Annotated in this window: 22 protein-coding genes; 12 read left to right on the top strand and 10 right to left on the bottom strand. The window is 28.4% G+C overall.

Annotated features, from left to right (window positions below):
- The first annotated feature begins 8 nt into the window (after positions 1-8).
- The 3 genes from ABXT52_RS06120 to ABXT52_RS06110 are packed head-to-tail and all read left to right on the top strand — an operon-like array spanning position 9 to position 1,903.
- Positions 9-251: a tRNA (adenosine(37)-N6)-threonylcarbamoyltransferase complex ATPase subunit type 1 TsaE gene (locus ABXT52_RS06120; protein ID WP_415271675.1), complete on the top strand. Its 243-nt coding sequence runs from the start codon at positions 9-11 to the stop codon at positions 249-251.
- Positions 252-1,217, top strand: coding sequence for an aminoglycoside phosphotransferase family protein (locus ABXT52_RS06115; RefSeq protein WP_415271674.1), 966 nt, complete (start codon positions 252-254; stop codon positions 1,215-1,217).
- Complete coding sequence (locus ABXT52_RS06110; protein ID WP_415271673.1) at positions 1,214-1,903, top strand: sugar phosphate nucleotidyltransferase; 690 nt, start codon at positions 1,214-1,216, stop codon at positions 1,901-1,903. Before ABXT52_RS06115 ends, ABXT52_RS06110 begins: the two co-directional genes overlap by 4 nt.
- Here ABXT52_RS06110 and ABXT52_RS06105 read toward each other — a convergent pair.
- Positions 1,892-2,608: a 2,3-bisphosphoglycerate-dependent phosphoglycerate mutase gene (locus tag ABXT52_RS06105; RefSeq protein ID WP_415271672.1), complete on the bottom strand. Its 717-nt coding sequence runs from the start codon at positions 2,606-2,608 to the stop codon at positions 1,892-1,894. The genes ABXT52_RS06110 and ABXT52_RS06105 overlap by 12 nt on opposite strands.
- Positions 2,609-2,657: 49 nt before the next feature.
- On the opposite strand from ABXT52_RS06105, the gene ABXT52_RS06100 reads away from it, so the two are divergent.
- Together ABXT52_RS06100 and ABXT52_RS06095 are read left to right on the top strand one after the other, a co-directional pair.
- Positions 2,658-3,062, top strand: coding sequence for a hypothetical protein (locus tag ABXT52_RS06100; RefSeq protein WP_415271671.1), 405 nt, complete (start codon positions 2,658-2,660; stop codon positions 3,060-3,062).
- Entirely contained in the window at positions 3,049-3,648 is a 600-nt protein-coding gene (locus tag ABXT52_RS06095; RefSeq protein ID WP_415271670.1) for a lytic transglycosylase, read from the top strand. The genes ABXT52_RS06100 and ABXT52_RS06095 overlap by 14 nt, the downstream gene beginning before the upstream one ends.
- Here the strand turns inward: ABXT52_RS06095 and ABXT52_RS06090 are convergent.
- The 4 genes from ABXT52_RS06090 to msrA are packed head-to-tail and all read right to left on the bottom strand — an operon-like array spanning position 3,645 to position 8,897.
- On the bottom strand, positions 3,645-6,767 hold the full coding sequence (locus ABXT52_RS06090) for an efflux RND transporter permease subunit (RefSeq protein ID WP_415271669.1): 3,123 nt from the start codon (positions 6,765-6,767) through the stop codon (positions 3,645-3,647). The genes ABXT52_RS06095 and ABXT52_RS06090 overlap by 4 nt on opposite strands.
- A complete protein-coding gene (locus ABXT52_RS06085; RefSeq protein ID WP_415271668.1) occupies positions 6,767-7,636 on the bottom strand; it encodes an efflux RND transporter periplasmic adaptor subunit in 870 nt (289 codons plus the stop codon). Before ABXT52_RS06085 ends, ABXT52_RS06090 begins: the two co-directional genes overlap by 1 nt.
- Positions 7,637-7,639: 3 nt before the next feature.
- The gene (locus tag ABXT52_RS06080; protein ID WP_415271667.1) at positions 7,640-8,452 is read right to left on the bottom strand and encodes a sulfurtransferase; all 813 of its coding nucleotides are present in this window, start codon (positions 8,450-8,452) and stop codon (positions 7,640-7,642) included.
- 1 nt (position 8,453) lies between these two features.
- Complete coding sequence (gene msrA, locus ABXT52_RS06075) at positions 8,454-8,897, bottom strand: peptide-methionine (S)-S-oxide reductase MsrA (protein WP_415271666.1); 444 nt, start codon at positions 8,895-8,897, stop codon at positions 8,454-8,456.
- Positions 8,898-8,932: 35 nt separating this feature from the next.
- Here msrA and ABXT52_RS06070 point away from each other — a divergent pair, with 35 nt between their 5' ends.
- A complete protein-coding gene (locus ABXT52_RS06070; RefSeq protein ID WP_415271665.1) occupies positions 8,933-9,817 on the top strand; it encodes a DMT family transporter in 885 nt (294 codons plus the stop codon).
- Positions 9,810-10,445, top strand: coding sequence for a DNA-3-methyladenine glycosylase family protein (locus ABXT52_RS06065; RefSeq protein ID WP_415271664.1), 636 nt, complete (start codon positions 9,810-9,812; stop codon positions 10,443-10,445). The genes ABXT52_RS06070 and ABXT52_RS06065 overlap by 8 nt, the downstream gene beginning before the upstream one ends.
- Here the strand turns inward: ABXT52_RS06065 and ABXT52_RS06060 are convergent.
- Positions 10,432-10,728: a DUF1330 domain-containing protein gene (locus ABXT52_RS06060; RefSeq protein ID WP_415271663.1), complete on the bottom strand. Its 297-nt coding sequence runs from the start codon at positions 10,726-10,728 to the stop codon at positions 10,432-10,434. The two genes, ABXT52_RS06065 and ABXT52_RS06060, sit on opposite strands and share 14 nt — an antisense overlap.
- Before the next feature lie 28 nt (positions 10,729-10,756).
- On the opposite strand from ABXT52_RS06060, the gene ABXT52_RS06055 reads away from it, so the two are divergent.
- A complete protein-coding gene (locus ABXT52_RS06055) occupies positions 10,757-11,293 on the top strand; it encodes a phosphoribosyltransferase (protein WP_415271662.1) in 537 nt (178 codons plus the stop codon).
- Between the two features lie 33 nt (positions 11,294-11,326).
- Here the strand turns inward: ABXT52_RS06055 and ABXT52_RS06050 are convergent, their stop codons facing one another.
- Positions 11,327-12,637 carry an NCS2 family permease gene (locus tag ABXT52_RS06050; protein WP_415271661.1) on the bottom strand — a complete coding sequence of 437 codons (1,311 nt, stop codon included), beginning with the start codon at positions 12,635-12,637 and terminating at the stop codon, positions 11,327-11,329.
- A 131-nt stretch (positions 12,638-12,768) separates the two neighbouring features.
- Here ABXT52_RS06050 and ABXT52_RS06045 point away from each other — a divergent pair, with 131 nt between their 5' ends.
- Positions 12,769-13,074 (top strand): hypothetical protein, encoded by a 306-nt coding sequence (locus tag ABXT52_RS06045; RefSeq protein ID WP_415271660.1) that lies wholly within the window; start codon positions 12,769-12,771, stop codon positions 13,072-13,074.
- A 10-nt stretch (positions 13,075-13,084) separates the two neighbouring features.
- Here the strand turns inward: ABXT52_RS06045 and ABXT52_RS06040 are convergent, their stop codons facing one another.
- Positions 13,085-15,160: a S9 family peptidase gene (locus tag ABXT52_RS06040; RefSeq protein WP_415271659.1), complete on the bottom strand. Its 2,076-nt coding sequence runs from the start codon at positions 15,158-15,160 to the stop codon at positions 13,085-13,087.
- Positions 15,161-15,177: 17 nt separating this feature from the next.
- Between ABXT52_RS06040 and ABXT52_RS06035 the strand changes: the two genes are divergently transcribed.
- A complete protein-coding gene (locus tag ABXT52_RS06035; RefSeq protein ID WP_415271658.1) occupies positions 15,178-15,558 on the top strand; it encodes a molecular chaperone DnaJ in 381 nt (126 codons plus the stop codon).
- Positions 15,559-15,681: 123 nt separating this feature from the next.
- Here the strand turns inward: ABXT52_RS06035 and ABXT52_RS06030 are convergent, their stop codons facing one another.
- Positions 15,682-16,647: a glycosyltransferase family 9 protein gene (locus tag ABXT52_RS06030; protein WP_415271657.1), complete on the bottom strand. Its 966-nt coding sequence runs from the start codon at positions 16,645-16,647 to the stop codon at positions 15,682-15,684.
- 50 nt (positions 16,648-16,697) lie between these two features.
- Between ABXT52_RS06030 and ABXT52_RS06025 the strand changes: the two genes are divergently transcribed.
- Together ABXT52_RS06025 and ABXT52_RS06020 are read left to right on the top strand one after the other, a co-directional pair.
- Positions 16,698-17,582: a dihydrodipicolinate synthase family protein gene (locus ABXT52_RS06025; protein ID WP_415271656.1), complete on the top strand. Its 885-nt coding sequence runs from the start codon at positions 16,698-16,700 to the stop codon at positions 17,580-17,582.
- A 1,000-nt stretch (positions 17,583-18,582) separates the two neighbouring features.
- Positions 18,583-18,846, top strand: a complete 264-nt coding sequence (locus ABXT52_RS06020; protein WP_415271655.1) for a hypothetical protein — start codon at positions 18,583-18,585, stop codon at positions 18,844-18,846.
- 1 nt (position 18,847) lies between these two features.
- Here the strand turns inward: ABXT52_RS06020 and ABXT52_RS06015 are convergent, their stop codons facing one another.
- The gene (locus tag ABXT52_RS06015) at positions 18,848-19,390 is read right to left on the bottom strand and encodes a tetratricopeptide repeat protein (RefSeq protein ID WP_415271654.1); all 543 of its coding nucleotides are present in this window, start codon (positions 19,388-19,390) and stop codon (positions 18,848-18,850) included.
- Positions 19,391-19,414: the final 24 nt, after the last annotated feature.

Genomic DNA, 19,414 nt, shown 5'->3' with positions numbered 1-19,414 from the left:
CATTTAATTTGGTAAATGAATATGATGTTGGAAATTTTATAATACAGCATTATGATTTGTACAGGTTAACTGACTATAGTGAGATAAAAAATATTGGTTTATTTGAAAACAGAGAAGAAATTGTGACATTAGTTGAGTGGCCTGAGAAAATAAAAAAAACTATTGATAACAAAATTGATTTATTTTTTGAATATAATGATGATTTAAATAAAAGATATTTAACAATTAAAGGAGTTAAAAACAAAAAATAGATGTTGCAAACTAATAATAAGTTAAAAAAAATTAAAGGTGATGCATCATTTAGGTCTTTTTATAGAAAGTCATCATTAAACAAAAAATCAATCATAGTTTTTGCTTCTAAGGAAAAAGAGAAAAACTTGTTAATATATGATGCAATAAATAGTCTTTTAATTAAAAATAAAGTTTTAGCACCTAAGCTTTATAGTGAAAATTATAAAAAAAATTATATAGAAATTGAAGATTTTGGAGACGACTCGGTTTTTAGTCTATTAAAAAAAAATAAGAAACAACGAGAAAATCTTTACAAAAAATCTGTTGATTTACTTGGTGTAATTCAAAAAATTAAACAAAATCAATTTAAAAACTTTAAAGGAAAAACTTATAAAATTCCAATTTATGATAATGTTAAATTATTTAATGAAGCAAATTTATTCTGTGAATGGTATGCAAAAAAATTTGTAAAAAAAAATAAATTAACTAAATTTAAAATCGATATAAAAAAACAAATTAAGTTTTTACTAACGCGCCTTCAATCAAAAGAAAAAGTTTTTGTTCATAGGGATTTTCATGTGTCAAATTTAATGAAGTTTAAAAATAAAATAGGAGTTATCGACTCGCAAGATGCTTTAATTGGAAATAGGACTTATGATTTAGCTTCCTTAATTGATGATGTTAGGTTTAAAACAGATAAAATATTCAAAGATAAAATTTACCGTTATTATCTAAAATTAAATAAAAAAAGAGTTAACGAAAACATTTTACTAAGTGATTTTGAAATTTTATCTATTCTAAGAAATATGAAAATTATTGGGATATTTACAAGATTGGCTATGAGGGATAAAAAAAATCAATATTTAAAATTAATTCCTTATGCTTGGAAATTAATTGAATTAAGAATTTCTAATAATAAGAAATTTTCTGAACTCAAAGACTTACTAGACCTTAATTTTTCCAAAAAAATAAGAAATCAGAAATGAAAATTAAAACTGCAATAATTTTATGTGCTGGATATGGCAAGCGCTTAAATCCAATAACACTGACAACTCCGAAGTCTTTACTAAAGATAAACGAAATAACTTTATTAGAAAATTGTATAAATTTAATACATTCTTTGGGAATTAATAAAATTTTAATCAACACATTTTATCTTAGTGAAAAAATTGAACAATTTTTTAAATATAAGAAATTTAATTTAGAAATTAAGATAATTAATGACGGTTCAGATATTTTAAATACAGGTGGTGGAATTTTAAATATGATAAATTCATCTAATGAAACAGATTTTATTACATTTAATCCAGACACTGTATGGAATGAAAATTATAAGAAATACATTAAAGATATGGAAAAGTTTTATTTTTTAAACAAAGTTAAGAATATACTTTTATTAGCCAATGAAAACTTGAGTTTTGACAAAAATTTAAAGGGTGATTTCAATCTTAAAAAAAATATAATAAAAAAAAATGAGTTTAATCATTTAATTTATACAGGATGCCAGATCCTGAATAAGAGTTTATTTGACTCATATGATGTCAGCGATTTTTCAATTTCAAATATTTGGAATGAATTAATTAATAAAGATGAGTTATATGGTTTTGAGAGTTTAGAAGACTTTAGACATTTAACAGATCTTAATATTTATAAAAAGCTATTAAAAAACTAATAAGTCCTTAGCCCTATTTTGATCTAGGTAAGAGCATTCTTTAATATTTTGTTTTGAATCTAAACTTATCAAAAGTGGATTACCTGTTGGTATTTCAAGTAGCGTTATTTTTTGATTATCCAATTTAAATAAAAATTTGCATAGAGCTCTTATAGAATTTCCATGAGCTGAAATTAAAATATTTTGTTCATTTTTTAGTTTTTCTTGAATTTCATCGATATAAAATTTCATTACCCTTTCGTAGGTATCTTTAAGCGACTCGGAATCAGGAATATTTTCTTTTGGAATACCCTTATAAACCTCTATATTTAAAGGGTGATATGGATTATTTCTACTTAACGGATCTGGCTTAATATCCCAAGATCTTCTAAAAGCATGGATTTTATCTTCACCAAGCTTTTCTTTCATTTCGTCTTTATTTAATCCTGTTAAAGCTCCGTAATGTCTTTCATTTAATTGCCATGCTCTAACTGGTTCTCTTTTGTCTCTTAATGTATCTTGAATAAATTTTAGTGTGTTGATAGCTCTTAACTGAAATGATGAATAAAAATGATTAATATCAATTTTAATTTCTTTAATATACTCACCAGCTTTGCAGGCTTCTAATTTTCCTTGTCCAGTGAGATCAACATCAACCCAACCTGTAAATCTTTTTTCTAGATTCCATTCACTTTGACCATGTCTTACTAAAATTAAATGAGCCATTTGATATATTCTGATAACTGATAAAAGAAATAAAATAAATAAGATTATTATGAGAAAAATAAAATTTTTTTTTAAAATAGGTTTTTATTCTGCAAATATCATATTAATAACTTTATATTTGTTTCCAGGCAGTATTTTTGGCTGCTTTTTATATGATAATTGCTATATACAACCCCAAATTACTAAAGACCTTATTGCAGGAGACTTTATAATTTCATCAAATCATATTTATGCTTTTGTTCTACTTACAAGCTTAGGAGTATTTTCTTTTCATAATACTAAAAAAATTAATTTTGTAATTGTTTATTTGTTTTTATTATCAATTATTTTAGAATTATTTCACATTATTATTTCAGTTCGTGAATTTGAAATGAGTGATTTATTTGGAAATATAGCAGGTGTTATATTGGTAATATTAATCTATAAGATTGTGATTAGATATGTCGAAACTTAGAAATTATTTTTTAATTTTATTGATTATCTTTATTACTGGCTGCTCCTCAATACCTCAAAACACCTCAAATAGTTGTTCAATTTTTAATGAAAGATACCTTTGGTATAAACATACAAAGAAAACAGAAAAAAAATGGGGAACCCCAATTTATATTCAGCTAGCTATAATTAAGATGGAATCAGACTTTGATTGGTTAGCTAAACCTCCAAGACAAAAATTATTTAAGATTATACCATTTAAGAGACCATCTAGTTCATTTGGATATTCACAAGCAGTAAAGGGAACTTGGGAACAATATAAAAATGAAACTGGAAATAAGTTAGCAACAAGAACAAGGTTTAAAGATAGTGTGGACTTTATTGGATGGTACACCGATAAAACGGAGTCTCTTTTAAAAATTTCTAAGAAAGATGCTTTTAGACAATACCTCGCATATCATGAGGGGTGGGGTGGTTATAAAAACTATAAGAATAATCAGAAAGTTATAGGCTTAGCTAAAAAAGTAGAAAAACAATCTAATAAATACAAGTCACAATTACAAAAGTGTCAGAAAAGATTAAATAAAAATAAATATATTATTTTTTAACGAAGTTGTTTCTTTAGCTCAATATCAACAACATCTATTCGTTTAGTATTTTTTGCTAATACTAAATACATGGTTGGAGTTACATACAATGTAAAGAATGTTGATATAATCATTCCACCTAGAATAGTGGCACCCACAGCTAGTCTCGAAGCCTCACCAGCACCTGGTCCAATATTTCCTATAACTAAAGGCATCATTGCAATCATTGTGCTTATTGATGTCATCATTATGGGCCTAAACCTTAATTGACAAGCTTCCTTAACAGATGTTTCTATATTTTTTCCAGCCGTTCTTAACTGATTAGCATAATCAACAATTAGAATACTATTTTTAGTCGATATTCCAATTAGAATGACAAGGGCTATTTGTGAGAAGATATTAATTGAACTGTTCAAGAAAAGAATAAAGACCAAACCTCCAAACAAAGCCAGTGGAACGGTTAACATAATAATGAATGGATGAATAAATGAATTAAAGGTTGCAGCCATTACTAAGTAGGCAGTTAGAAATGCTAATCCAAAAATAATGAATAGTTCGTTGCTAGTTTCTTTTATTTCTTCTGATTTACCTTTCCATGCAATTTGATTAGAAGAGCCAATTTCTTCCATTGCTTGCTCTAGATATGCAATTGCTTCTGTAAGTGTATAAGATTCAGATATATTTGCAGATATTGTTACAGCTCTCTGCCTGTTATATCTTGATAATTTTTTTGCAGACCCTTTTTCAGTAAACTCAACTAAATTTGCTAAAGAAATTAACTTACCTGTACTTTCTGATCTAACAAATATTTTAGAAATTCCTTCCTGAGATCTTCGGTCCGCTAAGTATTGTTGAAGTATAATTGGATATTCTTTACCAAGTTTATTAAATTTTGTTACAGTTTTTCCACCATAAAGAGTTTCTAGAGTTTTCCCAATTGAGTCAGTAGATATATCTAAATCTTTAGCTTTGTTTTTATTAATTACTAGTTTGATTTCAGGTTTGTTTCTAGAATAGTCAGACTCTATCCTTGATAAATTTTTATTTTGTCTTAACTTTCTAATAACCTTAGATTGTATTTCTTCTAATTCTTCATAAGTGTTACCTAATATGACCATTTGTACTGGTTTATTATAACTAGAAACTCTAATAGATTGTGGTGAAATTGGAAAAGCCACAGTTTCTGGCACTGTCACAATTTTTCCAATTGCTTCCCTCATTATTGTTACTGAACTTTTTTTTCTATCCGCCCATTCATCCAATAATGCAATTATTATAAAGCTATTAAAAGAATTTTTGTTACTGCCAAAGCCGGGTACTCTCATTATCAATCTTTTATATGGACTATTCTCAGCCTGAAGAAGTGGAATTAATCTTTTTTCAACATCTTCTGCTCTTTTTTCAGTATATTCAAAAGAACTACCCTCATCTGTAAACCCAAGAACAAGATATACACCTCGATCCTCCATAGGTAATAATTCTTTTTTTGTAAAATGAAATAAAACACTAGATATAATAATAGTGAAGATAATGAATGAAATAATAATTTTTTTCTTATTTAGCCAATAGCTTAATGTTTCTTCATAAAATTTTGATAATGATTTAAAAAACTTATCAAATTTTGTAACTATAAGATTTTGTTTAGATTCTTTCTTTAAAAACTTACTTGCTAACATGGGTGACAATGTAAGCGCAACAAAAGAGGACACTACAACTGAAAAAGATAGAGCAATTGCAGTTTCTCTAAATAATGTTCCTGCAATTCCATCTATAAAAATTAAGGGAATAAATACAGCAACTAGAATTAATGTTGTAGCAACGATTGCAAAACTAATTTGTTTTGATCCTTTGTAAGCTGCAACCAAAGGGCTTTCTCCATTTTCAATTCTTCTATAAATTGCATCTGTCATTATAACTGAATCATCAGTGATTATTCCAATTGCCAGAATAAAGCTCAATAAAACAAAAATATTTATTGATAAACCAAATAAGTAAAGACCTAAAAAAGATGCTATCAAACTTACAGGTAATGCAACTGCTGGAACGATTACAGCCTTTATATTTCCCAAGAATAAGTAAATAATAATAACCACAAGTATAAAAGCAATGATCAAAGTTTTGTATACTTCATCAATAGCAGTACCAACATATGTTGCTCTGTTAAAAGCTACTTCTATATTTAGATCACCTGGTAATATTTTCTTAACTTCGTCTATTTTCTTATTTATTTCTTTAGAAAGTTCCACTGTTGAAGCACCACTTTTTGCGTAAATACCAATTCCTACAGTTTTTAGATTTAAAGCATTCTTACTTTGTGCTTTGAAAAGATTTTTTTCTGAAACTGGACCGAACTCTATATTGGCAATATCTGAAAGTCTTACAATACTATTTTTGTTTCTTTTTATAGGTAATGCTTTTAATTTTTCTATATCATCATATGATTTATCTAAATTTAAAATTAAATCAATATTGTTAGCCTCAAGAGTACCTGCTGGTAGACTTACATTTTCTTTTCTTATTGCTATCTCAACTTCTTGAATGGTCAAATTGTAAGCTGCAAGTTTAATTGGATCTATCCAAACTCTAACACTTAAATCTCTTAAACCACCAGTTCTAATAGTTCCTACGTTCTTAACGCTCGAAAATTGATCTACTAAATATCTCTCAACATAATCTCCAAGTTCTAGGTCACTCCAAGTTGCAGAAGATACAGCTAGCCACATAGTGGTTGAAAACCCTGCTGATTGTTTAAGTATTTGAGGGGCATCAGCTTCACTTGGTAATCTATCAACAATTCTAGCGACTCTTTCTCTAATATCATTGGCTGCATTATCTAGGTTAATGTCAGTATTAAATTCAACATTAATTGAACTACTTCCATTTTCTGATGTTGAGTTAATATTTTTTACTCCTTCTACCCCACCAATTACATCTTCAATTACTTGAGTTACCTCTTGATCAATTATAGGAGCTGAAGCAGACTTATAGTCTACTTTAATTTGAACTACAGGAGGCTGTAAGCCTTCAGGTAATTCTCTTACGGGCAACTGTGAAAAAACAAATATACCAAAGACGATTAATATAAGAGACATTACCCACGCAACAACTGGTCTTCTTATACTTATATCGGTTATAAACATTATCTTTTAATAGGTTCTATCTTGCCTCGAGGTCTAACTTTTTTTAGCCCTTCAGCAACTATAGTTTCTCCCTCATTAAGACCAGAGATTATCTCAATAAATCCACCACCTCTTATTCCAATTTCTATTTCAGTTTTATTTGTAATATTGTCTTTTGAAACTTTATAGACATAGGTTTTGCTTCCCTCTATCATCATACTAGTATCAGGTATTGCAAGAGAATTCCGTTCATTATAATTAATAATAACCTCTAGAAGAGAGCCTGGAATTAATTCAGAGTTTTCATTTTCAATTATAACCCTTGTAAGCAAGCTTCTTGTTTCAGCATTAATCCTGCTTGAAACAGCATAGACTTTTCCACTGTATGTTTTATTTTTGTTACCTGAAAACTTTGCCTTAATGGGCAAATCTTTTTTAATGAATGACGCAAAAGTTTCAGGAATTTTTAGGTCAGAATATATAATCGAGTTATCATCTAAAGTTATAATAATTGAGTTATCCGAACCAAGAATGTCACCAGTAATACCTCTGTATCCAAGAACACCACTAAAAGGTGCTACAATGTTTCTATCTTTAAGCTTAACAATTAGATCACCTTTTTTTACATAATCCTTAAGGATTAGTTCAGATGTTAAATTATCTCTTTTAATTCTAAAAGATTCTGCTCTCTTTGATACTGCTGTACCAAAGCTTTCAATATTTTCCGAAAAGCTTTTGTAAACTACTTCTTTAACAATTACTCCAGGAGGAGGCCTTTTGCTAAATTTTTTTTTAAAATGATTTCCTATCATTGCTCTTCCAACGATTACTATTGTAATAATTAAAAAGAAGACAAGGATTGCTGTACTGATTTTTGTTGATCTTTTCATATTTTAATTCTTTCCATATTCACTCCATGATCCGTCGTAAATAGTAGGCATATATTTATTATCTATTAAAGAATAAGCAAGAGCCAAAACTGAAGCGGTAACTCCAGAACCGCAGGTAAATGTAATATTTTTGCCCACCTCATATCCAGTTGATTTAAACTTTTCAAAAATTTTTTCTTTGCTAATAAATGTATGATCTTTATTTATAAGTTCAGAAAAAGGTAGGCAAAAAGAGTTTTTAATAGAGCCACTTCTCAATCCTTTTCTTGGTTCAGAAACACTACCTTTAAATCTTTCTAAACTTCTTGCATCAATAACATTAAATCTATTTTCTAAAATATTTTTATTAATTTGGTTTATATCTTTTACTAACTCTTTTTTTTCATGCACGATATAGTTGGAAGGAATATTCTTAATTATATTACTAGTAGTTGGTCTATCTTCCTTAATCCATTTTTTTAATCCGCCATCTAATACATGAACTAATTTTGGATTATGACCAAAATAGATAAAATTATACCAACATCTACATGAACTGATTACATCTGAATTATCATAAATAACTATCTGATCATCATTTTTAATTCCCATGTTGGACACAATATCTTCCCATGACTTAGCATCTGGCAACATATGAGGTAGGTCAGTATTTTTTTTAGAATTCTTGTCTAAATTAAAAAAAATTGTATTTTTAATATGTTTATTTTTGTATTCTTCAAAACCATTGCGTTCTGTTTGAGGCATATGCCATGAGCAATCAATAATTTTTACTTTATCTAATTTTTTTTTTAGCCAATTTGTATCAACTAAAGACATGTTATCTTTTTTCCAAATATCTCTGATGGTATTCTTCCGCTGCACAATAATTTTTTAATAAAGAAGATTTTGTTACAACATTTCCAGATAATTTTAAATTTACTTTTTTTATAACATTTTCAGCAATTTCTTTTTGTCTGTCACTTAGATAAAATATTTCACTTCTATATTGTGTCCCAAAATCAGGTCCTTGTGAATTTAAGGTTGTGGGGTCATGAATTTCAAAAAAGAAATCTAAAATCTTTTCATAAGGAACAATTTTAGGATCAAAATCTAACTTAACAACTTCTGCATGATTTGTATTTCCAGTACATACCTCTTTGTAAGTGACTGTTTTGCTGTCACCACCACAATAACCAACTTCAGTTTTAATAACTCCCTCAAGTTTACTAAACTTAATTTCTGGTCCCCAAAAACATCCTAATCCTAATACTGCTATTTCCATTGATTATACTTTAATTTGATTTACAAATTATTGCTATGCTAACTAAAAATCAATTAGGTTTTTTGTACATGTTTCTATCAGTATGTACCTTTTCAGTTATGGATTTGCTTGTAAAATGGTCAAGTGACTACCCAACTGGGGAGGTTTTATTTTTTAGGGGCTTTTTTGGTCTTTTGCCTACATATTTTTTAATACCAAAAGGTAAATTAAAAACTTTTTATACAACTGATAGATCAAAAGAACATATATTCAGATGCCTTATGGGTTTAATGGCTTTGATAGCAATAGTTGTTGCGTTGAGAGAACTTCCTTTAGCTGTCGTTGTTAGTTTGTCATACGCAGCACCATTATTTATTACCGTATTATCAATTTTTTTACTAAGTGAGAAAGTAGGTATTTTTAGATGGTTGGCAGTCTTAATAGGATTTGTAGGAGTGATCATAATTGCTGAACCTGGCTTTAAGGGCATGAATTATCTCTATTTTCTTCCACTAATATTTTGTATTGGCATGGCTTTTGTAACTATCACAATTAGAAAGCTGTCCACAACAGAGCCTATTTGGCTTATCTCAATTTTTTTTACAATTACTATTTCAATTGCTGGCTTAGCCACAATTCCAATGGGATGGATAATGCCAAATTTTCAAGACTTTATTCTTTTAGCTTTAATTGGAGTAACAGGAGGTTCTGCAAATTTATTTTTAACTCAATCATATAAACTTTCTGAAGTATCTTTAGTAGCACCTTTAAAATATTTAGCTTTAGTGTTTGCTATATTTTTTGGTTATTTTATTTGGAATGAGATACCAACTATAAAAACGCTAATTGGTGCATCACTTGTAGTTCTTGCGTCACTTATAATCTTTAGAAGAGAAATTTATCATAAACAAAAAATACCATCTACCACTAGACATGAATAAAAAACCAAAATATTGGAACACTGCAAAAAAATATTTATCTAACAAAGATAGAGTGATGTCTTTATTAATTAGCAAGTACAAATCCCCTTCAGAAGCTGTGCTTACTTCCAGAAAAGACATATTTTTTTCATTATGTAAGAGCATGATTGGACAACAAATTAGTGTTGCTGCAGCTAACTCTGTCTTTTTGAAATTTAAAAAGAAGTGTAAAAATAAAATTAATGCAAAAACAATTTCTAAACTTTCTTCTGCTCAACTTAAAAGCTGTGGATTGAGTGGACAAAAGGTTAGGGGAATAAAAAGTTTAGCCAAACAAATATTAGATAAATCATTTAACTCTAGATTAATTCCTAAGATGTCAGATGAAGAAGCTATTATCTATTTATCTCAATTAAGACAAATTGGCAGATGGTCAGCTGAAATGATCTTATTATTTACTTATAATCGTTCAAATATTTGGCCCATACAAGATATTGGTCTTTTAAGAGGAATTTCAAAAAATTATAAAAAAAAATATTTACCACCAGAATCTTATGTAAGGTTACTAAATAAAAGATTTAGTCCATATTGTTCAGTTGCAACTTGGTATCTGTGGAGAAGTATAGATCCAGAACCTATTCAGTACTAAAACCTTCAATAATTTGTAAGTTTCGCTCTGTAGTTTCTTTGGCTAAAGCCCAACCATCCTGATACTCTTTAGAGTTATGGCATTTCATAGCTTGCTCGTGACTTGGAAATTCCCAGATTACAGTTCTTGGGTAAGTTTCACCTTCTAAGGTTTTAAATTTTCCACCTCTTACTAAGGGCCTTCCTCCATAACTTTTTATTATTTTGGTGACTTTTGCCCCATAATTTTTTATGTTTTCTTGGCTATCTATTCTTTTGTATAAAGCAATCCAGTAGGCTTTCATTATTTCTCCTTTTTAAATAATTTTTTATATGATAATTAATTTTATGGCAGAAAAATTAATTATCACTTTCGATCAGTATACAAAGATTGTAGAAAAGTTAGCAATAGAAATTCACAATAATTATAAGCCAACAGTACTAGTGGGTATTATGAGAGGAGCAGCTCCTATATTAGACATTCTTTCTAGAGTTCTAAAATTACCTATAGCCTACATAGTAATCCAAAGTTACTCAGGAAAAAGAATGGAAGACAAGCAAGGTCAATTGATGTTTGCTCGAGAAATTAGCTCTTTAGCTGAGAATAAAGATTTTGATAAAGTTTTATTAGTAGATGATTTGTCTGACACTGGATTAACTTTAAATAAAAGTATTGAATGGTTAAAAAATTATGAGCCAACTAAAGATTATATAAATGAAGTTAAAACTGCATGTTTATGGAAAAAAAAATCATCCACATTTGAGCCAGATTTTTGCCCAGTAAAACTAGATTCAGACCCATGGATTGTTCAACCTACTGAACATTATGAAGAGATATCTATGGAAGAAATAATTAAGAGAAATAAATAGGGCTGGAATAATTCCAGCCCTAAAAATTATATTTTAAGCAACAGCAAAACTAACAACACTTAAGATCGCAATAACCCATATTGCTGGTGAAGTTGAAGAAAACTTACCAGTAAACAATCTGATTAATGCATAAGAAATAAATGCCAAAGCAATACCATTACTAATACTGTAAGTTAGAGGCATAGCGATCATAGCAAGCACGGCAGGCGCAGACTCACCAATATCATCCCACTCAATATCAGTAATGTTTCTAACAAATAAAACTGACACATATAAAAGTGCAGCTCCATCAATTTCTTTTGGCAAACTTGTTGCTAATGGAGAAAGGAATAAACAAGCTAAAAATAAAACTCCAATAGTTAAAGAGGTCATTCCAGTTCTTCCACCTGCTTTTACACCAGCGCCAGACTCAACATAACTTGTTACCGTAGTTGTTCCCATTAATGCTCCTGCTACAGTTCCAACGCTATCAGCCATCATTGCTTTATCTATATCTTGGATTTTACCTTTGCTATCTACTTTGCCAGCAACATTTGCTACAGAAGTTAAAGTTCCTGTAGTATCAAAAAAATCTATAAACAATAATGTAAATATTACTGTAGACATTCCAGCAGTAAGGGCAGCATTAAGATCAAAGTCAAATAGATAAGTCATTGGAGGAATACTTCCAACTACGCCATTAAATTTTGCAAGTCCTGACACCCAAGCAATAATACTAAAACCAATAATTCCAATAATAATATTTCCTTTAATATTTAATTTTTCCATAACAATCATCGAAACAAATGCTAGGCAAGCAAGTAAAATTAAAGGATTTTTCATATCACCTATTGTGACAAGAGTTACAGGGTGATCCGCAACTACACCCATAATTTCTAAACCAATAATTGCTAGAAATAATCCAATCCCTGCACCAATTCCAAGTTTTAAACTTTTTGGAATAGAATTAATTAGCCAAGCTCTAATTGGCGTTAATGAAATGATTAAAAATAAAACACCGGCAACCAATACTGCACCAAGTGCTGCTTGAGGCGTATAACCCATTCCAGCAACCACTCCAAATGCAACAAAAGCATTAATCCCCATACCTGGAGCCAAACCTATTGGCCATGTTTTTCCATAAAATGCCATAATAAAACAAGCAAGTGCAGTTGCAACAATTGTTGCAGTGAATACTGCCCCAAAATCAAAAAAACCTTTTTCGGGTCCTGCAAATTCACCTGATAAAATAAATGGATTTAAAAACATAATGTAAGCCATTGTTAAAAATGTTGTTACACCAGCAGTTACTTCTGTTTTAAAATCAGTCTTATGTTTTTTATAGTTAAAATATTTTTCTAACATTGATCCTCCTAATATTAGATTTGATTATTATTCGAATTTTGAAGTTAATACTCTTAAAAACCCAAGTTTATTAACATAATTCAACTTATAAGTTTATATTTATACAATATTTAGGGTGCTATCATTGAATCGTGCAAAAATTAAAACTTTTTTTTATAAGTTTGTTTTTTATAAGTTTATTTTCTGGTTGCCAAACAATTAAAGACAAAACAGACAAAATTGTTGAAAAAGAAAATACAAAGTTAAGTCAATTTATTGGAAAAAGTTCAAGCAATTTACAAATTGAATTAGGTAAACCTGATGAAGATTTTAAAAATGATAAGGGTAACCTAGAGTTTGTTTATAATTCTAAAAAATATGGAATACTATGCGAGAGAAGATTTGAACTAGATTCTAATTCTATAGTTATTGGTTTTGTTTCAAATGGTTGTTTCTAAAAATTAGAGACTAAATTTTTCCAGCAATTTTTAATGCAAATGCATAATCAAGTGCAATTTCCTCTATAGCTCCATCTCTACCAGATTTACCACCATGACCTGCATTCATTTCAGTTTTTAAAAGTAATAAATTATTATCAGTTTTATATTCTCTAAGTTTAGCAGTAAATTTTGCTGGCTCATCAAACAATACTCTGTTGTCACTTAAACTTGTTGTGATTAGCATATGAGGATAATCCATTTTTTTTATATTGTTATAGGGAGCATAAGAATAAATATAATCAAAGTGATCTTTTTTATCTTTTGCATTTCCAAACTCATCAAATTCCCCAACTGTTAAAGGTAAAGAGTGATCCAAATTAGTTGTCAAAGAATCTACAAATGGTACTGCCATTATAATTCCTAGAAATAACCCAGGGGCTTGATTAACTACAGCACCCATAAGAAGACCACCTGCGGAGCCACCCATGCCTATTATCTTATTTTTTGAGGTATATTTATTTTCAATTAAGTATTTTGCAGAAGCAATATAATCTTCAAAAGTATTTTTTTTATTAAGCAGTTTTCCTTCTTTCCACCACTTCATACCTCTTTCCATACCCCCTCTAATATGGGCTGTAACCCAGATGATATCTCTATTAATTAAACTTAATCTAGTAGTAGAAAAGCTAGGGTTCATAGAACTTCCGTATGAACCATAACCATAAAGCAACAATTTAGCACTTCCATCCAGTTTAGTATTTTTATGTCTTGTAATTGTAAGAGGCACCAATCTTCCGTCGTATGATTTGCAATCAACTCTTTCAACAATGTAGTCTTCAGGATTATGACCAGAGGGGATCTCTTGTTCTTTAACTAATTTTTTTTCTTTTGTGCTTAAGTTATAAGAATAAACTCTAGACTGTGTTTTAGGTGAAGAATAACTTATGTATATCTCGTCTGTATCTTTATCTCTTTGCATTAAAGAGGCACCAGGAACATATACAGTTTCATCAGAAAAAATTAGCTCTTCTTCTATTCCAGTTGTGATATTTTTTACAAATAATTTATCTAAAGCATCTGAAGTTTCAGATCTTATGATCCAATTTTTTAAAAATGTTAACCCTCCAATTAGAACTTCATCTTTTGAAGTAATAAAGGTTTTCCAGTCTGGTTTTTTCAAGGTATCACTAATGTCTATTTTAAAATCTTCAGCATTTTCATTGGTATGATTGTAAAATTTACCATCCCAAGAATTGACCGAATAAAGAATTCCTCTTTGTCTTTTTTTTATTAATTTAGGTTTAGGATCTTTTTCATTAACATCAAAGTAATATTGTTCAGAGGTATTATGGTCTGAAGAGTTGATAAAGAAGTATTTATCATCTGAGCTTAAACCAATTCCGACCGTGAAAGCTTCACTTTTTTCTTCAAAAATTAATTGATCTTTGCTAACTCTAGTTCCTAATTTATGCCTATAAATTTTTCTTGGTCTATGATTTTCATCAAGTTTTGAATAAAAAACATACTGGTCATCTAAACTAAAAGTTATGCCACCTGATGTCTCCTCTATCTTCTCAGTAACTAATTTTTTTGTATTAATATCTCTAATATATATTGTGTAATATTCAGAACCTTTTGTATCTAAAGAGTATCCCAAATATTTATCATTAAAACTAACCTCTAAATCGCCAACACCAAAGTATTCAACTTTTAGTTTTTCTTTTTCTTCATCTCCATTCCAAATTTCTTCAATATCATTGGTTCCAATTTTTTTCCTTAATTTTATAGAATAATTTCCTTTAGCAGTTGTTTTTGACCAATACTCATAATCAAAATCTTTAAAGGGTAGAGATTCATCGTCTAATTTTATTCTTCCTTTGATCTCATCAAATAATTTTTTTTGAATGGTCTTGGTGTCTGATAAGTGAAAATCAGTATAAGAGTTTTCTTCTTCAAGATATTTTCTGACTTCGGGGTTTAATTTTTTACTATCCTTTAAAACCTCTAAGATGTCACTTTGGTGTATCCAGCTATAATCATCTTCCCAACTAATATTATGACACGTTTTTATTTCTGATTTTTTTTTAAGATGTGGTATTTTCATGGAAACAAATTAAATATATGAATATTATCATTTATACACTAGTTTTTTTGGGAATTGTTTACTTTTTACTTAAATTAGTAGCTAACATTTCGTCAAAAAAGATATCAAAACATTTAAGAAAATTAATTTTTTTAGGCTTAATAATTTTGGCAATATTACTTGTGGTTGCAGGCAAGTTTTTATTAAGTATACCACTTACGTTGCTTAGTTTGGCTTTAGTTAAGCTTAAGGGGTTTTCAATATTTCAATTAATTGGATTATTTAGACTTATACAAACACTCAGAAGCTCTGGAAGATTTTCATTTAACCAAAATCAAAATATTAAAAATTCCTCTAAAATATCTAGAGAGGAAGCCTACAAAATCTTAAATTTAGATATAAAAAAAAAATATTACTAAAGATGATGTTAAAAATGCATATGTAAAAATTCAGAAGAAAATACATCCAGACATCTCACCAGAGACTGCAAGATTATCAATGATTGTAAATGAAGCTAAAGAAATTGTATTAAGGGATATTTCTTAGTTAAGAATTTTTTTTAATTGAATAAAAATTTTATCTGGATTAATTTTATCTTTACCTAGAGTATTATGCGTTACCGTACTTTCTCCATCTGGGATAATTGGATACATTCTTGGACTGTAATTTCCATATACTAGAGGGGTGTCTGCCATTAAAACAATTGTATTAATGCCAAGACCTGACGATAGGTGACTAAAACTTGAGTCATTGCAAATAGAAACGTCACAATTTTTAATTATTGGTAGAGTTTCATTTATACTTAAATCATCTAAGGGAACACATTTGTCCTTAAATTCCGTATTAAGTATTTCTTTTAAAATTTCTTGTTCTTCTTTATTTTTACCGGTAGCCAAAAAAAATCTAGATTTGTAAATATTAGAAGTCAGGCGAATAAGCTTTATGAATGTTGTGGCTGGAATTCTTTTAGTTGGACCTGATCCGCCTATACCAAGAAAAATATTTTTTTGATCATTACTAATTCTAAATTTGGATTTCACATCTTGTACTGATTTATCATTGATAAGAATTTTTGGATCACTTTCTACAATTAAATTTAAATTTTGATTTATAAATTTTTTTGCAGCATCGACTATATGTTGGTTTTTTTTTATGAATAATGGGTATTGATGAATGTTTTTAATACCAGCAAATTTTGCAATTAAATAAAACCTAAGTGATGAGTTAAAAATAAAAACTTTATCAAAGTTATGCTTCCTAAGATCTTTTAATAAACTTATAAATCCACTAAAACCCTGGTGTTTAGCCCCCTTTTGTTTATTGCTTTGCTCAAGAATAATTATTTTTTCAATATTTTTATGATCTTTCAAAAATTGTTCAGCTTTTGAACTTTGTTTAGCAAGAATACTTACTGGTGTATTAAACTTTTTAGAAATAGCATCTATAAATGGAAGATAGATTATCATATCCCCAATCCCCATTTTATTTTGTACCACTAAAATTTTCATTTAATACTTTATCATCTTTACTAAATTTTTATTTTATATAAGTTTAACATATGAGTAAAATTAAAGGCATTTATGCGGCATCAATGTCAGTATTTAATAGTGATTTAAGTCTAAACGTTAAAAAGACAGTTAACCATGTTGAAAAAATAATAGATATGGGTTGCCATGGTGTTGCTATTTTTGGAAGCACAGGACAAGCGCAACTTATATCTATAAGTGAAAAAATTGGTCTATTAAATGAATTATCAAAAAGCAAATATAGAGAAAAATATTTAATTGGAACTGGGCTTAATTCTTTAAATGAAACTATAAATTTAATGAAGGTTGCAAGCTCTTTAAATTTTAGTGATTTTTTAATAATGCCACCTGCTTATTATAAGTATGGTGATAAAGAGGTAATAGAGTTTTATTCAAGGGTGGTTGAGGCTGTGCCGGAAAGTAAGATTATTTTATACAACTTTGAAAAGTTATGTGGTTATAAGTTTAGTATTGAATGCGTTGAAGAGCTTACTAAGAAGTTTCCAAAACAAATAGTTGGTGTTAAAGACAGCTCGTATAACCTATATGAAAATTTAAAGATTGATAATTTCTCAGTAATGCCAGGATCAGAGTTAAAACTCCTAAAAGGTCTTGAAATCGGATGTGATGGTATTATTACGGCAACTTGCAATGTAACAGCAAACTTGTCTAGAAAAGTTTATGATGATTTTAATGAAAAAAAACAACAAAAAGAAAATGAGATTCTGTGCAAGGTTAGAAGTACATTTGATCAATATAATTTAATATCAGGGTTACATTCTTTTATGTCAGATCAAGATGACAATTACAAAAATGTTATACCACCTGTCAGTCTTTTAAGTGAAAAAGATAAAAAACAACTACTAGAGGATCTTCGTAAGTTTAATTTTACATTAGAATCTCTAAAGACAGCATAAGTAGATTTAATAAGATTTTCCAAAATATATTTAAACAAGAGACTATATTTATTACTAATTAATTGATAAATCTAATTTGCTTAAATCATGAAAAAAATAAAAAAAAATCTTGTTAAAAAAAAACCTTTAGCAAAAAAAAAAGGTTAAAAAAATTATAAATAAAAAACAAAAAAAAAATTTAAAAGTAAAAAAAAATATTAATAATAAAAAAAAGATAAGCAAAAATATAAAAAAAAATAATAAAAAAAAAAAAGTTAACACTAAAAAAAAAGCAACCTTAATATCCAGAGTAGTTACACTTCAGAATTCTTTAAAACCAGAATTTAACTTTAAAATTAATTTTAGTTTTGAAAAATATATTCAAGCTTTTTTTGATGGTATCGCCAATAGAATATCTGAATATAAAAGCTTAAAAGCTGAAGAAAAAAGAAGAAGACAACTTGAGGAAATTGAAAAAAAAGAAAAAGAAAAATTACAAATTCAAAAACAAAAAGTAAAAGAAGAAGAGGAGCAAACTAAACTCAAAGAAAAAGCATTAAAAGATGAAATTAAACTTGAAAAAGAAAGAGCAAGAGACATAAAATCATTTTTACGTAAGGAACAAGCATTACTCAGAATTGAACATGCTGAAAGACAAAAACAATTTCTAAAACAATTACAGTTAGAAAAGCAGATAGAAAAATTTAGAATAAGAGAGATTAAAGAATTAGAAAAACTTGAAAAGATTTCATTAAAAGAAAAAAGAGATGATTATGCTGGCCTTCAAGCAAGGATAGAGAAATTAAAAGATAAATATAGAGTTATAAGAGATCAAAAAATTAGAGAGAGAGTAGAAGCTCTAGGAGTAAAAATTCAAGGTAATGAGGATAGAGAAACTTTACTTCAAAAAGAGAAGGATTATAAGATTGCAAGACAGAAAATTGAACTTTCTCTTGAAAGTTTTTACAGAAGTGCCAGTAGTTTAGTTTTTCAACTAAACAAGCGGCACATCACTAGACACATGTCTATTTTTAGATGTATTGACCAAAGATTTGAAACTGGTGAAATCTTTATCAAATGGGATGAAGCACCAAATGAAGAGTGGTTGCTATTAATTTATATAAAAAATAATTCTCCAGATGAAGGAATAGTCATTGAAGATAAATCAGACACAGAAAAAAATTCTTCTCATGAATTTAAATCAAATGAAATATTTAAAGCCTCAGATCTAATGGTCGACTCACTAACGCAGTTAATTTCAAGAAAAAGAGCTAAAAAAGATTAAATTAGATGCTATCTTCTCTAATTAATCTTTCAATTTCAGGTATCAGTTCACGACTTTTAAATGATGGGTAAAATTTTAATGCGTTCTCAATACTCTTAATTGCTTTTTCATATTCTTGAAGTTTTATGAAAATTCTTGCTTGTCCTGATAAAGCCCCAAAGTGTCTAGGCTCAATATCTAAAACTTTATCAATATCATTTAATGAATTTTTAAACTGACTCATTAAAAAATATACAGTTGCTCTTTTATTCCAAGCTTCAGACCATTTAGGGTCATTCTCCAATATATTGCTAAAAACTTTTAATGCATAATTATAATCCCCATATTGCATTAGCTCTGTTCCAAACTCTAATTTTTCAGTTAATTTAATATCACTGGGATGCTCATTCCAGATAGACCAAATTTTTTGTTCCAATAGAGTAGCACTTTTTGAATTATTAATAATTTGAAGTTGGTTAAAAAGATTATTTAAAATAACTTTTTGAGAAGACTGAGCGGAAGAAACAAAACTAAATATTAATAAGAATAGTATAAAAACTTTCATAACTAAAATATATTTTATTCAGTA

The sequence above is a fragment of the Candidatus Pelagibacter sp. Uisw_121 genome (assembly GCF_047722545.1).
Classification (GTDB): domain Bacteria; phylum Pseudomonadota; class Alphaproteobacteria; order Pelagibacterales; family Pelagibacteraceae; genus Pelagibacter.
Note: the sequence above shows the minus strand (reverse complement) of the source record. Positions and strands in the feature narration are given on the sequence as shown.

Excerpts from the sequence above, each read along its gene's own strand:
- ABXT52_RS06020 (WP_415271655.1), top strand. The coding sequence starts at position 18,583 with ATGTCTATTTTTAGATGTATTGACCAAAGATTTGAAACTGGTGAAATC.
- ABXT52_RS06040 (WP_415271659.1), bottom strand. The coding sequence starts at position 15,160 with ATGAAAATACCACATCTTAAAAAAAAATCAGAAATAAAAACGTGTCAT.
- ABXT52_RS06050 (WP_415271661.1), bottom strand. The coding sequence starts at position 12,637 with ATGTTAGAAAAATATTTTAACTATAAAAAACATAAGACTGATTTTAAA.
- ABXT52_RS06080 (WP_415271667.1), bottom strand. The coding sequence starts at position 8,452 with ATGTCTTTAGTTGATACAAATTGGCTAAAAAAAAAATTAGATAAAGTA.
- ABXT52_RS06055 (WP_415271662.1), top strand. The coding sequence starts at position 10,757 with ATGATAATTAATTTTATGGCAGAAAAATTAATTATCACTTTCGATCAG.
- ABXT52_RS06085 (WP_415271668.1), bottom strand. The coding sequence starts at position 7,636 with ATGAAAAGATCAACAAAAATCAGTACAGCAATCCTTGTCTTCTTTTTA.
- ABXT52_RS06110 (WP_415271673.1), top strand. The coding sequence starts at position 1,214 with ATGAAAATTAAAACTGCAATAATTTTATGTGCTGGATATGGCAAGCGC.
- ABXT52_RS06035 (WP_415271658.1), top strand. The coding sequence starts at position 15,178 with ATGAATATTATCATTTATACACTAGTTTTTTTGGGAATTGTTTACTTT.
- ABXT52_RS06060 (WP_415271663.1), bottom strand. The coding sequence starts at position 10,728 with ATGAAAGCCTACTGGATTGCTTTATACAAAAGAATAGATAGCCAAGAA.
- ABXT52_RS06105 (WP_415271672.1), bottom strand. The coding sequence starts at position 2,608 with ATGGCTCATTTAATTTTAGTAAGACATGGTCAAAGTGAATGGAATCTA.
- msrA (WP_415271666.1), bottom strand. The coding sequence starts at position 8,897 with ATGGAAATAGCAGTATTAGGATTAGGATGTTTTTGGGGACCAGAAATT.
- ABXT52_RS06070 (WP_415271665.1), top strand. The coding sequence starts at position 8,933 with ATGCTAACTAAAAATCAATTAGGTTTTTTGTACATGTTTCTATCAGTA.
- ABXT52_RS06065 (WP_415271664.1), top strand. The coding sequence starts at position 9,810 with ATGAATAAAAAACCAAAATATTGGAACACTGCAAAAAAATATTTATCT.
- ABXT52_RS06115 (WP_415271674.1), top strand. The coding sequence starts at position 252 with ATGTTGCAAACTAATAATAAGTTAAAAAAAATTAAAGGTGATGCATCA.
- ABXT52_RS06090 (WP_415271669.1), bottom strand. The coding sequence starts at position 6,767 with ATGTTTATAACCGATATAAGTATAAGAAGACCAGTTGTTGCGTGGGTA.
- ABXT52_RS06100 (WP_415271671.1), top strand. The coding sequence starts at position 2,658 with ATGAGAAAAATAAAATTTTTTTTTAAAATAGGTTTTTATTCTGCAAAT.
- ABXT52_RS06025 (WP_415271656.1), top strand. The coding sequence starts at position 16,698 with ATGAGTAAAATTAAAGGCATTTATGCGGCATCAATGTCAGTATTTAAT.
- ABXT52_RS06030 (WP_415271657.1), bottom strand. The coding sequence starts at position 16,647 with ATGAAAATTTTAGTGGTACAAAATAAAATGGGGATTGGGGATATGATA.
- ABXT52_RS06095 (WP_415271670.1), top strand. The coding sequence starts at position 3,049 with ATGTCGAAACTTAGAAATTATTTTTTAATTTTATTGATTATCTTTATT.
- ABXT52_RS06015 (WP_415271654.1), bottom strand. The coding sequence starts at position 19,390 with ATGAAAGTTTTTATACTATTCTTATTAATATTTAGTTTTGTTTCTTCC.